The following is a 14,204-nucleotide window of genomic DNA, read 5'->3' as shown; positions in this document are numbered from 1 at the left end:
GCCCAGAGGGGGACCGTGCGATCACACCGACAGCGACTCGCCGAGGCCAAGGCGGCGCACAACCATCCGACCTACGCCACGATGTCGTTCGTCATGGGCTGCGGCGTCCAGGGCGAGGGTACGGAGAGCTTCGTCGCCGACGAGGAGGGCGGGCGGCTGCTGGCCCTGTTCGACCAGTACGGGAACCAGTCGTTCGGCTACTCGCACCCGCGTCTGGTCCGGGCCGTCGAGGAGCAGCTGGCCAGCGGTCGGCTCAACAGCACGAAGATCATGTTCGAGGAGGGGCAGATCCGGCTGACCGCCCGCCTCGCCGAGCTCACCGAGGGGCGACTGCCGTACGCCTACCTGGCCAACGGCGGGGGCGAGAGCATCGACAACGCGCTGAAGCTGGCCCGGGCGGCGACCGGACGCCCCGGCTTCGTCACCGCCGTCGACTGCTTCCACGGCAAGACGTTCGCCACCCTCAGCGCGTCCGGTCGCCCGGAGCACGCCGCGGTGTTCCGCCCGTTCATGCCCGGCTTCCAGCAGGTGCCGTTCGGTGACCTGGACGCCCTCGACCGGGCGGTCGGCGCCGACACGGCGGCGGTGCTGCTGGAGCCGGTGCAGGCGGAGGCCGGGGTGGTGCCGCCGCCCGAGGGCTACCTCGCCGAGGTGCGGCGGCTCTGCGACGAGCGCGGCGCGCTGCTCATCCTCGACGAGATGCAGACCGCCTTCGGCCGGTGCGGTGCCCTCTTCGCGCACCGACTCTTCGGCGTGAGCCCGGACCTGATGTGCATCGGGAAGGCGTTCGGCGGCGGCATCGTGCCGATCTCCGCCGTGCTGGGCACCGCCCGGGTCTGGGAGTCGTTGCGCGACCAACCGTCCACGTTCGGCTCCAGCCTCGGCGGCAACCCGCTGGCCTGCCGGGTGGGCCTGGAGGTGCTGGAGATCGCCACCGCGGACGGCTTCGTCGAGTCCGTGGTCGCCAAGGGCGCACTGATCGAGGAACGGCTGGCCGCGCTGGTGGCCCGCCATCCGCGGCTGCTCTCCGCCCACCGCGGCCTCGGCATGATGCACGGCCTGGAGTTCCACGACGAGTCACTGGGCGGGATGGTGCTCGGTGAGTTGCTGCACCGCCGGGTCACCTCGACGTACTCGCTCTACAACAACCGGGTGCTGCGGGTGCAGCCGCCCATGGTGATCTCCACCGACGACCTGCTCGCCGGGCTGACCGTGCTCGACGAGGTGCTGGACACCCTGGACGGCGCGGCCGGGCCGGTGCCGGTCCGGCTCTCCCCGATGAAGCGGACCGTGGGCGTCGCGCTGAGCCCGGACGAACTCGCCACGCTGCTGCGGGCCCGGCCGCACCTGCTCGACCCGTTCGCCGCCGATCCGGAGGCGACCGCCGGGGCCACCGTCGAGCCCGACTTCGCGGGGATGGTCGGGTTCCGGCCGGCCCGCTGGACCGAACAGGTGGAGGTGGGACCGGACGGTGTCGTGCTCCGCGCCGAGCCCGACTGGCTGTGGCACCGGTTGGAGCGGTCGGTCCGCTGGCGGTCCGACGGGGCCGGGGGGAGCACGCTCACCGTCCGGCTCGAGTGGGACGCCGGCACCGGCCCGTACGAGCCGATGCTGGGCGGCCACCTCGGCCGGGTCCTGGACGACCGCCTGGACCTCCTGCTGGCGCGCCTGCGCCAGCCGGCCGGCGCCATCGACGCGAGGGGACGATCGTGAAGCTGACCAGCCTGATCGAGCGCTACCGGCAGAACACCGGGGCGGTGGTCGTCGAGATCGACGCCGCCGGCGACCGCCGGGAGATCAGCCACGCCGAGCTGGCGGAGCACGCCGGACGGCGGGCGGAGCAGTTGCGGGCCGCCGGCGTCCGGCCGGGTGACGTGGTGGGGCTGCGCGCGGCCAACAGCATCGACTGGGTGAGCTGGGACCTCGGCGCGCTGCTCGTCGGTGCGGTGATCCAGGCGTTCCCGGACGACTTCCCGATCGAGGACGTACCGGCGTTCACCCGGCGGCACGGGCTCGCGCTGCTGGTGCTGGAGGACACGACGCACCCCGGTGACCCCGCCCGGCCGGCCCCGGAGGTGGACCCCGACCTGCACAGCCTCGTCTACTCCTCGGGCACCAGCGGCGCCCTGAAGGGCCTGCGGATCAGCCGCAAGGGGACCGAGTACGTCATCGGCCGGTTCATCGACAGTTTCCACATCTCCCCGCGGGACCGGCACCTGATCTTCCTGCCCCTGGCCAACTACCAGCAGCGCCTGTCGGTCTACTGCTGCCTGTGGACGGGCGCCGACCTGGTGCTCGCGCCCTACCAGCGGGTCTTCGCCGCGCTCCGGGCCGAGCACCCCACGTTCCTGATCGGACCACCGATCTTCTACGACGCCGCACGGCAACTCGCCGCCACCTCCGGCGGGGGAACGCCACTGGGCGAGTTCCTCGGCGGTCGACTGCGCTTCGCGATCACCGGCATGGCACCGATCCGGCGGGAGACGCTCGACGCCTACGCCGCCCAGGGCGTGCCGCTGCTGGAGGCGTACGGGATGACCGAGAGCGGGATGATCGGCTGGAACACCCTGGCGGAGAACCGCCCGGGCACCGTCGGCAAGCTGATCGACCCCGACGCGGTGACCCTGCTGCCGGACGGGGAACTGCTGATCCACCGGCCGGCACCGCTCAGCCTCGGCTACTTCGGGGTGCCCCGCGAGACGGCGGAGGAGACGTTCCGGCCGGACGGCACCATCGTCACGGGCGACTACGGCCGCCTGGACGCCGACGGCTACCTGACCCTGCGCGGTCGCAAGAAGGACGTCATCGCCCTGGCCAGTGGCCGCAAGCTGCATCCGGGCGAGGTGGAGGCGCACTTCGTCGACGTCCCCGGCGTTGCGGACCTCATCGTGGTGCCCACCCCGAACTCGCACGGTCTCGCCGCGATCGTCACGCCGACGGACGACGGCGACACCCAGCGCAGCGGGATCGTCGAGGGGATCGGCAAGGTCAACGAGCGGGTGGACGACCAGTTCCGCCTCACCTCGGTGCTGTTCAGCGCGAGGCCGCTGCGCAGCGATCCGGCCTTCCTCACCGCGAACCTGAAGCTGAGCCGGACGGCCGCTGCCGCCCACTACGCCGAGCGGCGCGGCGCGGCCGTGGCGATCGCATGATCGTCGACAGCCATGTCACGCTGGCCAGCGACCGGGCCACCCCGCGTGACTTCCTCGAGGCGCAGGCGGCCAACGCCGCGGCCCGACTCGCCGCCTACGGTGTCACCGGCCGCTACGGCGCGCTGCTGGACCAGTTGCTGGCCGGTTACCAGGACCATGACGGGGACCGGCTGGTCGGCGAGCTCGACGGGGCGGGGATCGACCAGGCGGTGCTGGTGGCCGCCGACTACTCGTGGGCGAGCCCGCACGCGGTCGCCCCGGAGGAGCTGGCCCGGCTGCACCACCGGGTCTGCTCCCGGCATCCCGGCCGCTTCCGGGTGTGGTGGGGGGTCGACCCCCGGGCCGGCACCGAGGGGGTGGCGCTCTTCGAGCGCTGCGTGACCGAGTACGGCTTCGCCGGCCTCAAGCTCTATCCGCTCACCGGCTACTCCCCGAGCGACCGGCGGCTCTATCCGTACTTCGAGGTGTGCGCCGCCCGGGGCCTGCCGGTGCTCACTCACACCGGGCCGGGCTGGGGCCCGCTCGATTTCACCCGCGGGCTGCCCCTGCTGGTCGACGACGCGGCCCGGGACTTCCCGGCGGTCAACTTCGTCCTCGGCCACGGCGGCGTGACGCACGTCGACGAGGCGGTGTACCTGTGCGCGCACCGGCCGAACGTCCACCTGGACATCAGCCAGTTCCCGTCGATGCTCAGCGCCGACGGGTGGGCGGCGCACCTCAACCGGCTGTTCCGTCGGGGGGTCAATCACAAGATCCTCTTCGGCACGTGCTGGCCCGCGTTCCGGATGTCCGCCTCGCTCTCCACGGTGGTCGAGGAGTTCACCGGGGGCGCGGTCCTCGCCGGCGTCTCGCGCCGGGACCGTCAACTGATCATGAGCGGCAACGCCCTTCGCCTGTTCGGTGAGGCGCCCACCGCCACCGCCACGGGAGGTTCCGATGGAAGTCGACACCGAGAAACTGCACCAGGAGCTGATCGAGTGGATCGAGAACTGGAGCGACGGTGAGACCGGGGTCGCGGTGACCGCGGACACCCCGCTGCTCGCCACCGGCCTGCTGGACTCGATGGGCATGGTGGCCTACCTGTCGTTCCTGGAGGACCGCACCGGCCGCCGGTTCGACCTGATGGGATTCACCGGGGGTCGCTCGGCGACGATCCGGCAGACGGTCGAGCACGTGCTGAAGCGGTGATCTACGACGGTCACTGCCACGTCGCCTCGACGGACTTCATCCCCGACGCCTTCCTCGGCGACGTCGCCTGCGGCATGCGCCGCCGGTTGGACGTGGTGGCGGCCGGCCCTCCGCTGGACCGGCTGCACGAGAGCTACCGTGCCCAGCACCGCGACCACGACGCCGACCGGCTGGTGGCCGAGATGGACGCCGCCGGGGTGGCGCGTTCGGTGCTGATGGTGCCCGACTTCGGGTTCGTCATGCCGGGTCAGCCCGACCTCGCCGCGATGGCCCGCCGGCACCACGAGATCCGGCTGCGCCATCCGGGCCGGTTCTGGGTCTACCTGGGTGCCGACCCGCGCCGGGGCGAGGCGGGCGCGAGCGAGTTCGCCGACCTCGTGGACCGGTACGCGTTCGACGGGCTGAAGCTCTATCCACCGTGCGGCTACTCGCCCTCGGACCGATCGCTCTACCCCTACTACGAGGTGTGTCGGAGCCGCTCGCTGCCGGTCTTCGTGCACACCGGGCCGACCGCGCAGTCGCTGACCTTCACCACCAGCGAGGCCATCCTGGTGGACCGGGCCGCCCGGGACTTCCCGGAGGTGCCCTTCGTGCTGGGGCACGGTGGCGTCACCGACGTCGAGGTCAGCGCGTACCTGGCGGCGTACCGGCCCAACGTCTTCGTCGACACCGGTGGGTTCGCCGGCTCCCCGGTGGCGGGGGGCTGGCCGGCCCACCTGAACCGGCTGTTCCGGCTCGGCGTCAACCACAAGATCATTTTTGGTACGGACTGGCCGCTCAACCAGCTCAGCGGTGGCCTCCAGCGGCTGGTCGGCGAGGTACGCGACGGCGACGAGGTGTTCGCCGGGGTCTCCCGCCGGGACCGCGACCTCGTCCTGCGGGAGAATCTGCTGCGGGTGCTCTCCCCGGCCAGCGTCGACCGCGCCGACCGGCCGCCTGCGGAGCGACGGCATGGGTGACGCGGCGGGCGACCGGCCCGGCCGACCGGCCCGGTGTCGCACACCGGCCGGCCGGCGGGGCCGCGCCCGTTGCTCAGGAGCCGGTCAGCGCCGGCTCGCCGGCCTCCACGGCGGGCAGGAACTCGTCGTAGAACGCCTCCAGGTGACCGAACGACTCGGCGCAGAAGAGCACCGGCTGGAAGTTCTGCACCGTGTAGCTCTGCTCGACGATCGCGGCCACGTCCAGCGGTCGAATCTCCGCCGAGCTGCGGAACTGCTCCAGCTCGCCGACCGAGGAGAGCAGGCTGGCGCCGTACGCCTTGGGCTCGCCGTCCACCAGCACCAGGCCGTACTCCAGGGTGAACCAGAAGACCTGCGACAGCACCTCGAGCGCCGCCCGGCTGCCCGCGCGGCACGCGGTCCGACCGACCCGGCGGTACAGCGTGGCCAGGCGGTCGTTGGCCAGGGCGTTCCCGTGCCCGACGACCTCGTGCATCATGTCCGGCTCCGGCGAGAAGTACGGCATCGAGCAGTGCCGGATGTACTGGGTGGCCTGGAACCGCCCCTCGGCCAGCGAGCCGTAGAACTCGCGCAGCCCCACGATGCCGGCCGCCGGCGTGAAGTGGAACCCGGTCAGTGTGCGCAGCCGGCCGGAGACCTCCCGCAGTTGCGGCAGCCGGTCCGTCGGCAGGTCGAGCCGCCGCGACCCGTCGAGGAACTCCGGTGCGGCGTACCGGCGGTGCTTCTCCTGCAGGTCGGCGACGACCTGCCGCCAGAGGGCGACCTCCTCGGCGGTGTAGTCCACCTCCGGCACCGGGTCGCCGGTCCGGTACGTCAGGGCCAGTTCCGCGATCCGGGCGCGGTGACGCTGGTAGTCGGCGTCCTCGGAGCCGGGGTGTTCACGGGCGAATATCACCGAGACCGTCCCGTTCTCCTGCCGGATCACGGGCGAGTAGACGGTGGCTTCTTCGAACATGGTGGCTTCCCTCTCCCACTTGTCGATCGTGCGTCCGGGCCGGGCCGGTCCCGCGTGTCGCGCCCTCGGCCGGCTCGTGGCCGGCGGACCGGGCCGGGGCTGCTGCCGGATGCGCCGGTGCGGCGGTCGTCGTCGTGTCGCGACGGTCGGCGTGGCGTTGCCGTGCCACGGGCGACGTTGCGCGTGACTGCCGCTCACCCGTCGCCTATCGGATTGTCAGGTGCCCGATGAATCAATTGTAGGAGGTCTCTGTGGAATTGCTAGTGGCTGTGGGTGGAAGAATGCGAGAAAAAGCCGTTCCCGGCATCGCGGGGGAACGGCGATAATTGCATTACCTGAATGGCGGAAACTCGGAGGGAATTGTGACCGATCGCACTCCACTGTTCACCGCGGGCGGGTCGGAGGTGAACCTGGCGGACCCGCACTTCTTCACCGGGGACCGGTTCCTGGAGGTCACCCGGGAGGCCCGCCGGAGGCACCCGGTCGCCTGGACCGACCCGGAGGGTGAGGGCTTCTGGTCGGTCACCGCGTACCGCCCGGGCCGGGAGGTGCTGCGGGAGCCGGAGACCTTCACCTCGACCCGCGGGATGCGCCTGGGCGCGCGCCCCGCGGCGGTGGCGGCCGCCAGCGGTCGGATGCTGGTCGTCTCGGACGGGGTGGACCACCAGCGGCTGCGCCCCGCCCACGCCCGGTGGTTCGCCGGCCGGCAGCTCGCCGGCCTGGCCCCGGGCCTGCGCGACACCGTCGAGCGCCGGCTGCGGGACCTGGTGGCCCGGGACGGGCCGGTCGACATCGTCGCGGAGCTGGCGCTCCTCGTGCCGTCCTGGGTGCTGTTCACCATGATGGGCGTGCCGGCGCAGGACCGGGACGAGCTGGCCGCGCTGACCGCCGCCGGCTTCGACGACGCCGACACCTCACCTGCCGCGGCGGCGGAGCGGGCCGCCGCCCACGCCGGCGTCTTCGACTACTTCTTCGAGCTGCTGGAGCAGCGACGCGCCGACCCGGGCGACGACGTCGTGTCCACACTGGCGAACTCCGTGCACGGCGGTCGTCCACTGACCGACGACGAGGTCGTGCTCAACTGCGTCGGCCTGCTCAACGGTGGCCTGGAGACCACCCCGCACGCCATCTCCGGTGCCGTGCTCGCCTTCGCGCGTCACCCCGAGCAGTGGCGACGGCTGCGCGCGGACCCGGCACTGCTGGACAGCGCGGTCGAGGAGATCCTCCGCTACACCTCGCCGCCGGGGCACGCCATGCGTACCGCGACCAGGCCGACCAGGCTCGGCGACGCGCACATCGCCGAGGGTGACCGGGTCGTCGTCTGGCTGCCGTCCTGCAACCGGGACGAGGAGGTCTTCCCGGAGCCGGACCGGTTCCTCGTCGACCGGCGGCCCAACCAGCACCTCGGGTTCGGCGGTGGGCCGCACTACTGCGTGGGCGCCGCGCTGGCCCGGCTGGAGCTGCGCTGCGTGCTGGCGGCCCTGCTCGGTCAGGTCGCGCAGTTCCACGAGGTGGCGGAGCCGGACCGGCTGGCGTCCAACTTCCTCAACGGCCTGCAACGGCTGGACGTGGTCCTCGACCCGGTGGTCGACGCCGTCAGCCCGGCCGCCGGACCGCGTCGATGACGTGCATCCCCGGCGGTCCCGGCACCGTCTCGGTCAACTGCCAGCCGGCACGGTCCAGCAGCGTGCGGTACTGCTCGGCGGTGCGTTCGCGGGCACCCTCGTACAACAGCATCATCGCGATGTCCGCCCAGGCCTGCGCCGCCGAGGCCGACCCGTCCTCGGGCAGCACGTCCTCGAAGACGACCAGGCGCGCGCCGGCCGGGGCGTCGGCCGCCGCGGCGGACAGGATCCGCACCACGGCCTCGTCGTCCCAGTCGTGCAGCACCCGCGACAGCACGTACACGTCACCGACGGGAGCCGGGTCGAACAGGTCGCCGGCCCGGACCTCGCACCGGTCGGCGAGGCCCCGCTCGGCGACGGCGGCACGGGACCGGTCGAGCACCTGCGGCTGGTCCACCAGCACGCCGCGCAGCCCGGGCGCGGTGTCCAGCACCGCGGCCAGCAGCGCGCCCGTACCGCCGCCGAGATCCACGACCACCCCCTCGGCGGGCCAGTCGACGAGGTCGACGCAGGGCAGGGAGAGCAGCCGCGCCTGCTCGGCCATCGCCCGGCTGAAGACCGCCTGCCGGTCCGGTCGGGCGGCGAGGAAGGACCAGAAGTCCGTCCCGAGCGCCACCGGAGCGGCCGCCCGCCCGGTACGCAGCGCGTCCGCCGTCCGGTGCGCCACATCGGAGACGCCCAGCGTGGCGAAGGTCGCGGCGAGCGACAGCGGATGGTCCCGGCGCAGCAGCATCCCGCGTCCGGTGAGGCTCACCCGGTCGGTGCCGGGGTCGAACTCGACCAGCTGGTGCCCGGCCAGCAGCCGCAGCACCCGCCGGAGCGCGTCGACGTCGGCGTCCACCGCCGCCGCGACCTCGCTCACCGGCCGGGGATCCTCGCCGAGCCGGTCGGGCACGCCGAGCCGGGTGACCGCGCAGAGGCAGTGGAAGACCACCCCGCTCTGGTACACGTCGAACAGCCCAGCGATCTCCGCGACTGGTTCCCGCACCATTGCCCCGCCTTCCCGATCACGACGCCCCGACGCCGGGGGTCCGACAGCGCCCGAGCACCCCGCGACATCGGCGCTTCTCAACATACCGACGGAGGACCGCCATGACGACGCCCCGCCACGAGGTACGGCTGCCGCTCACCCCCGCGCAGCGGCAACTGTGGATCATCGACCAGCTCAGTCCGGGTGAGTCCACCTACAACAGTCCACTGATCTACCGGCTCCGCGGCCCGGTGGACGCCCGCGCACTGCGCGGCGCGTTGACCGTGCTGCTGGCCCGGCACGACGGGCTGCGGACCCGCTTCGCCGTCAGCGACGGCGTGCCGTACCAGGTGATCGGCCCACCCCCGGAGGAGGCCGACCTCGACGTGGTCGACCTGCCCGCCGTCGCCTCCGGTGACCGCGACGAGGCGATCGCCGCCGCGCTGCACACGGAGGTCACCGCGCTCTTCGACCTGCACGTCGGCCCGCTGTACCGGTTCCGGCTGATCCGGGTCGACGAGGCCGACCACATCCTGGTGCTCGGCTTCCATCACGTGGTCACCGACGGCTGGTCGACCGGGATCATCCAGCGGGACCTCTCCGCGGCCTACCGTGCCCTCGTCGCGGGTGAGGTGCCACGGCTGCCCGCGCCGCGCTCGGACTTCGCCGGCTACGTGCGCGCGCACGCCGAGCGGCTGACCGACGACGCCCTGGCGCAGGGGCTCCGCCACTGGGAGGAGACGCTGCGTGGACTGCCCACCCTGGACCTGCCGGCCGACCGGCCCCGGCCGCCGGTGCCCAGCCAGCGCGGCGGTACGGTGGTCCGCCGGCTCGACGGCGAGCTGCTCGCCGGGCTGCGGAAGGTGGCCGGCGAGGCCAACGCCTCGCTGTTCATGGTGCTGACCACCGGGCTGGCCGCGGTGCTGCACGCCCACTCCCGGCGGGAGGACGTCCCGCTCGGCGTACCCATGCTCGGTCGGGCCGACCCGGAGCTGGAGGACGTGGTCGGCCTCTTCGTGAACATGGTGGTGCTGCGCCTGGACCTCACCGGCGACCCCACCCTCGGCGAACTGCTGACCCGGGTCACCGACGCCAGCTTCTCCCTGTACGACCACGAGGAGGTGCCGTTCGAGAAGGTCGTCGAGCGGGTGCGCCCGCTGCGCGACCCGTCCCGCAACCCGCTCTTCCAGGTCGCCACCCAACTGCTCGGCGACGGCACCACCGGGGACGGTCTCGACCTGCCGGGCGTCGACGCCGCGCGACTCGTGCCCCCCTCCGGCCGCGCCCAGTTCGACCTGTCGGTGGACTTCACCCTCGCCGGGGACACGCTGGGGATGCACGTCGAGTACGCGACCGACCTGTTCGACCAGTGGCGGGCCGAGGCCCTGGCCGACCACGTGGAGCGGGTTCTGCGGGCGCTGCCCGGTGAACTGTCCACCCCGCTGTCACGACTGTCGCTGCTGACCGGGGCCGAGCAGCAGGCGCTGCTCCGGTTGGGCGACGGCGGCCCGGCCGTCGTCCCGACCCGGCCGCTGCACGCCGGTATCGCGGCGACCGCCGCGGCCGCCCCGGACGCCGTCGCGGCGATCTGCCGGGACCGGCAGCTGAGCTACGGCGAGCTGTGGGCGCAGGCCGAGCGGCTGGCCCGCCGGTTGCGCGCCCGGGGCGTACGCCGGCAGGACGTGGTGGCGCTCGTCCTGGACCGTGACCTCGACGTCCTGCCCGCCATGCTGGGGGTGCTGGCGGCGGGCGGGGCGATCGCCCCGCTCGACCCGCGCAACCCCGCCGAGCGGACGGCGCGTCTCGTCCGGGACGCCGGCGCCCGAGTCGTGATCACCCGCCGGGCGTTCGCCGACCGGCTGCCCGAGCCGGCCGGTGGGGCGGTGCTGCTGCTCGACGAGCCGGCCGACGAGGATGCCGGCGGGGAGACTGCGGAGGCCGACCCGGTCGGTCCCGACTCGCTCGCCTACCTGATCTACACCTCCGGGTCCACCGGTGGCCCCAAGGGCGTCCAGGTCGAGCACGGTGCGATGGGCCTGTACGCCGCGCACTACATCGACCTGCTCGGCCTGCGCCCCGGTGACCGGGTCCTGCAGTTCGCGGCACTCACCTTCGACGTCTCCCTGGGGGAGATCTTCGCCAGCCTGCTCGCCGGGGCCACCCTCGTGCTGGTGGCACCGGAGCAGGCCGAGTCGCCGACGGAGGTGGCGGCGCTGATCCGGCGCGAGAACGTCACCTGCGTCGCGCTGACCCCGACCGTGCTGGGTCTGTTGGAGACCGACCCCTACCCCGCGCTGAGTCGGGTCGTCAGCATCGGTGAGGCCCTGTCGGCGGAGCTGGCGAACGCCTGGATCCGCCCCGGCCGCCGGCTGCTCAACGTCTACGGTCCGACCGAGGTCGCCGTCGCCTGCACCGATCACGACTGCGGGTCGCAGCCGTCACGGACACCACCGCCGATCGGGCGGCCGCATCCGGGCCGCCGACTGTACGTGGTCAACCCGGCCGACCGGCTCGTGCCGCGTGGCGTACCCGGGGAACTGCTCATCGGTGGCGCCGGCCTGGCCCGCGGCTACCTCGACCGGCCGGAGCTCACGGCGGAACGGTTCGCCGCCGACCCGTTCCGGCCCGGCGGCCGGATCTACCGCAGCGGAGACCTCGTCCGGTGGAACGCCGACGGGGAGCTGGAGTACCTCGGCCGCACCGATCAGCAGGTGAAGCTGCACGGCATCCGGATCGAACCGGGCGAGATCGAGTCGGCCCTGCTCACCCATCCCGGGATCCGGCTGGCCGTGGTGGCCGTCCGCGCCGACCCGCACGTCGGTCAGCGGCTGGTCGGCTACCTCGTGCCCGAGGGGACGGCGCGGCCCACCCCCGCCGGGTTGCGGGAGTTCCTCGCCGGGATCCTGCCGCCGCCGATGATCCCCACCGCCTGGGTGTTCCTCGACGAGCTGCCGATGACCGCCTCGGCCAAGGTGGACCGGGCCGCCCTGCCGGACCCGGCCGACGACGCCGACGCCGACGCGGGGACCGTCGCCGCGGCCACCCCGACCGAGGTGACCCTGGTCCGGATCTTCGCCGACGTGCTGGGCCGGAGCGAGGTGGGCGCGGACGGCAACCTGTTCGAACTCGGTGGTTCGTCGCTCCAGGCGATGCGCGTCATCAGCCGCGTCACCCGCGAGTTCGGCGTCAAGCTCAACCTGCGTCAGCTCTACGGGACATCGACCGTCCGGGCGATCGCCGCGCACATCGACGGCCTCGCCGCGTCCACGGACGGGGGCCGGTCGTGATCGACAGCTTCGACCCGGTACTGCCGTTGCGGCCGGACGGCAGCCGGGTGCCGCTGTTCTGCGCGCCGCCGATCTCCGGATCGCCGTACGGCTATCGGGCCCTGGTGCCGCTGCTGGACCCCGAGCAGCCCGTCTACGCCTTGGAGGCGCCGGGCTTCCACAACGACGAGGAACCGCTCGACTCGGTGCCGGCCCACTCGGCGCGGTACCTGGCCGCGCTGCACCACCACCGGGCGGGCCGCCCGGTGGCGCTGCTGGGCTGGTCGATGGGGGCCGTCGTCGCGTACGACCTGGCGAGGCGGCTGGCCGACGCCGGGGTGCCCGTCGGTGGGCTGATCCTGGTCGACCCGCCGGCACCCGGCCCGCTCGCCGTGCCGCCGCCGGGGACGGCGGCGCGGCTGCTGGTGCGGGACCTCGCCGAGCTGGGCGGCCTGCCCCGCGGGCCGATCCGGGCGGCCCTCGCCCGGGCACCCGAGGACGCCGGACCCGACGACGTCTTCGCCGCCGTCGTCCGGGCCGGAGTGCTGCCGGCCGAGTGCGACGCCGAATTCCTGCACGACCGCTACCGGCCCTTCGCCGCCCACCTGCGCCTCCTCGGCTCCTGGCGGCCGGTCGGCGGCTATCCGGGGCCGGTGACGCTGATCCGGGCGACGGAGTCATCGACGGACGTCGGCCGCTGGCGGGAACTCGCCGCCGGCCTGCACGACTACGCGATCACCGGTGATCACTATACGATCTGGCGTGGTGACGCTCTGACCGCGATGGGTGCGCTGGTCCGACGGGTGCTGGACGGCGGACGACAGGTGACGAGCGCGTGAATCGATTCCACGAGAGGAGCTCCCTCCGCATGCGGTCAACGCTCTGGAGCCGGGTCACCGTCCTGGCTGCCCTGGCCCTGTCGGCATTCGTCTTCAACACCACCGAGAACTTGCCGATCGGTCTGCTCAGTCTCATCTCGGCGGACCTCGACGTGTCCCTGCCGTCCGCGGGTTTCCTCGTCACCGGTTACGGCCTCACCGTCGCGCTGCTCTCCCTGCCCCTGGCGTACGCGACCCGGCGCATGCCGCGCCGGCACGTCCTGAGTGGACTGCTCGCCGTGCTGGTGGTCAGCACGCTCGCCTCGGTGCTGGTCCGCTCCTATCCAATCCTCTTCGGCGCCCGGGTCACCACCGCGATCGCCCAGGCGCTGTTCTGGGCGGTCCTCGGCCCGACGGCGGTGGGGCTGTTCTCCCCGGAGCGCCGGGGCCGGGTCATCGCGGTGATGTCGGTCTGCGGGTCGCTGGCCACGGTGCTGGGCGTTCCCGCCGGCACCTGGCTCGGCCAGCACAGCCGCTGGCAGGTGCCGTTCTTCGTGCTCAGCGTGCTCGCCCTGGTGTCCCTCGTGGTCGTGGCGACGCTCCTGCCGACCACCCGGCCGGAGGAGAGCCACGGCGCCTTCGGCTCCCACCCGGACGGTCGCCGGTTCGCCATCGTCATCGCCACCACCGCCCTCTCGGTCACCGGCATGTTCGCCGGCTTCACCTACATCACCGACTTCCTCACCGACCTCTCCGGATTCGCCGAGCACACCGTCGGGGTGATGCTCTTCGTCTTCGGCGCGGCGGGCACGGCGGGCGTGGTGGGGGTCGGGTCACTGCTGGACCGGATGCCCCGGGGATCGTTGTTCCTGACCGTCGGCGTGCAGGCGGTCGCGCTGCTCGGCCTCGGCCTGCTGGCCCGTAACCAGGTCGCGGTCGTGATCCTGCTGGCCGTGCTGGGCGGCTCCGCCGCGCCGGTCTTCATGGCGACGCAGGCGCAGATCCTGCGGGTGGCACCGGGTCGCACCGAGATCGGGTTCGCGGCGAACTCCGCCGCGTTCAACATCGGGGTGGCCCTCGGTGCCCTGGTCGGTGGTGTGCTGCTGGGGCCGTTCGACGCGCGCGCCGGGTTCCTGATCGGTGGTGCGCTGACCGTCGCCTCGGTGCTGATCCTCCTGCTGGAGTTGCTGCTGCCGGCGGCCGAGCGGCAGCCGAGCGACGAGAAGGTGCCCGAGGCGGCCGTGTTGGCCGACTGAGCCGCGATGGTCCCA

11 protein-coding genes are annotated in these 14,204 nt (G+C 73.1%); 9 read left to right on the top strand and 2 right to left on the bottom strand.

The features are described 5' to 3' along the window. Nucleotides 1-15 precede the first annotated feature (15 nt). The 5 genes from MRQ36_RS31535 to MRQ36_RS31515 are packed head-to-tail and all read left to right on the top strand — an operon-like array spanning nucleotide 16 to nucleotide 5,299. On the top strand, nucleotides 16-1,713 hold the full coding sequence (locus tag MRQ36_RS31535; RefSeq protein WP_242800369.1) for an aspartate aminotransferase family protein: 1,698 nt from the start codon (nucleotides 16-18) through the stop codon (nucleotides 1,711-1,713). Beyond that, complete coding sequence (locus tag MRQ36_RS31530) at nucleotides 1,710-3,152, top strand: AMP-binding protein (protein ID WP_242800367.1); 1,443 nt, start codon at nucleotides 1,710-1,712, stop codon at nucleotides 3,150-3,152. Before MRQ36_RS31535 ends, MRQ36_RS31530 begins: the two co-directional genes overlap by 4 nt. Then, nucleotides 3,149-4,156: an amidohydrolase family protein gene (locus MRQ36_RS31525; protein WP_242800365.1), complete on the top strand. Its 1,008-nt coding sequence runs from the start codon at nucleotides 3,149-3,151 to the stop codon at nucleotides 4,154-4,156. Before MRQ36_RS31530 ends, MRQ36_RS31525 begins: the two co-directional genes overlap by 4 nt. Next, nucleotides 4,089-4,340: a hypothetical protein gene (locus MRQ36_RS31520; RefSeq protein ID WP_242800363.1), complete on the top strand. Its 252-nt coding sequence runs from the start codon at nucleotides 4,089-4,091 to the stop codon at nucleotides 4,338-4,340. The genes MRQ36_RS31525 and MRQ36_RS31520 overlap by 68 nt, the downstream gene beginning before the upstream one ends. Next, a complete protein-coding gene (locus tag MRQ36_RS31515; RefSeq protein ID WP_242800362.1) occupies nucleotides 4,337-5,299 on the top strand; it encodes an amidohydrolase family protein in 963 nt (320 codons plus the stop codon). The genes MRQ36_RS31520 and MRQ36_RS31515 overlap by 4 nt, the downstream gene beginning before the upstream one ends. Before the next feature lie 73 nt (nucleotides 5,300-5,372). Here the strand turns inward: MRQ36_RS31515 and MRQ36_RS31510 are convergent, their stop codons facing one another. Beyond that, nucleotides 5,373-6,254 (bottom strand): phenylalanine 4-monooxygenase, encoded by an 882-nt coding sequence (locus MRQ36_RS31510; protein ID WP_242800361.1) that lies wholly within the window; start codon nucleotides 6,252-6,254, stop codon nucleotides 5,373-5,375. A gap of 362 nt (nucleotides 6,255-6,616) precedes the next feature. Here MRQ36_RS31510 and MRQ36_RS34230 point away from each other — a divergent pair, with 362 nt between their 5' ends. Then, on the top strand, nucleotides 6,617-7,879 hold the full coding sequence (locus MRQ36_RS34230) for a cytochrome P450 (RefSeq protein ID WP_242800360.1): 1,263 nt from the start codon (nucleotides 6,617-6,619) through the stop codon (nucleotides 7,877-7,879). On the opposite strand, the gene MRQ36_RS31500 is transcribed toward MRQ36_RS34230, so the two are convergent. Then, nucleotides 7,851-8,870, bottom strand: a complete 1,020-nt coding sequence (locus MRQ36_RS31500) for a methyltransferase (RefSeq protein WP_242800359.1) — start codon at nucleotides 8,868-8,870, stop codon at nucleotides 7,851-7,853. The two genes, MRQ36_RS34230 and MRQ36_RS31500, sit on opposite strands and share 29 nt — an antisense overlap. A gap of 101 nt (nucleotides 8,871-8,971) precedes the next feature. Between MRQ36_RS31500 and MRQ36_RS31495 the strand changes: the two genes are divergently transcribed. The 3 genes from MRQ36_RS31495 to MRQ36_RS31485 are packed head-to-tail and all read left to right on the top strand — an operon-like array spanning nucleotide 8,972 to nucleotide 14,189. Then, nucleotides 8,972-12,136 carry an amino acid adenylation domain-containing protein gene (locus tag MRQ36_RS31495; protein WP_242800358.1) on the top strand — a complete coding sequence of 1,055 codons (3,165 nt, stop codon included), beginning with the start codon at nucleotides 8,972-8,974 and terminating at the stop codon, nucleotides 12,134-12,136. Beyond that, nucleotides 12,133-12,954 carry an alpha/beta fold hydrolase gene (locus MRQ36_RS31490; RefSeq protein WP_242800357.1) on the top strand — a complete coding sequence of 274 codons (822 nt, stop codon included), beginning with the start codon at nucleotides 12,133-12,135 and terminating at the stop codon, nucleotides 12,952-12,954. The genes MRQ36_RS31495 and MRQ36_RS31490 overlap by 4 nt, the downstream gene beginning before the upstream one ends. A gap of 29 nt (nucleotides 12,955-12,983) precedes the next feature. Then, nucleotides 12,984-14,189 carry an MFS transporter gene (locus MRQ36_RS31485; protein WP_242800356.1) on the top strand — a complete coding sequence of 402 codons (1,206 nt, stop codon included), beginning with the start codon at nucleotides 12,984-12,986 and terminating at the stop codon, nucleotides 14,187-14,189. Nucleotides 14,190-14,204 lie beyond the last annotated feature (15 nt).

It is taken from the genome of Micromonospora sp. R77 (assembly GCF_022747945.1).
In the GTDB taxonomy this organism is placed as follows: domain Bacteria; phylum Actinomycetota; class Actinomycetes; order Mycobacteriales; family Micromonosporaceae; genus Micromonospora.
Note: the sequence above shows the minus strand (reverse complement) of the source record. Positions and strands in the feature narration are given on the sequence as shown.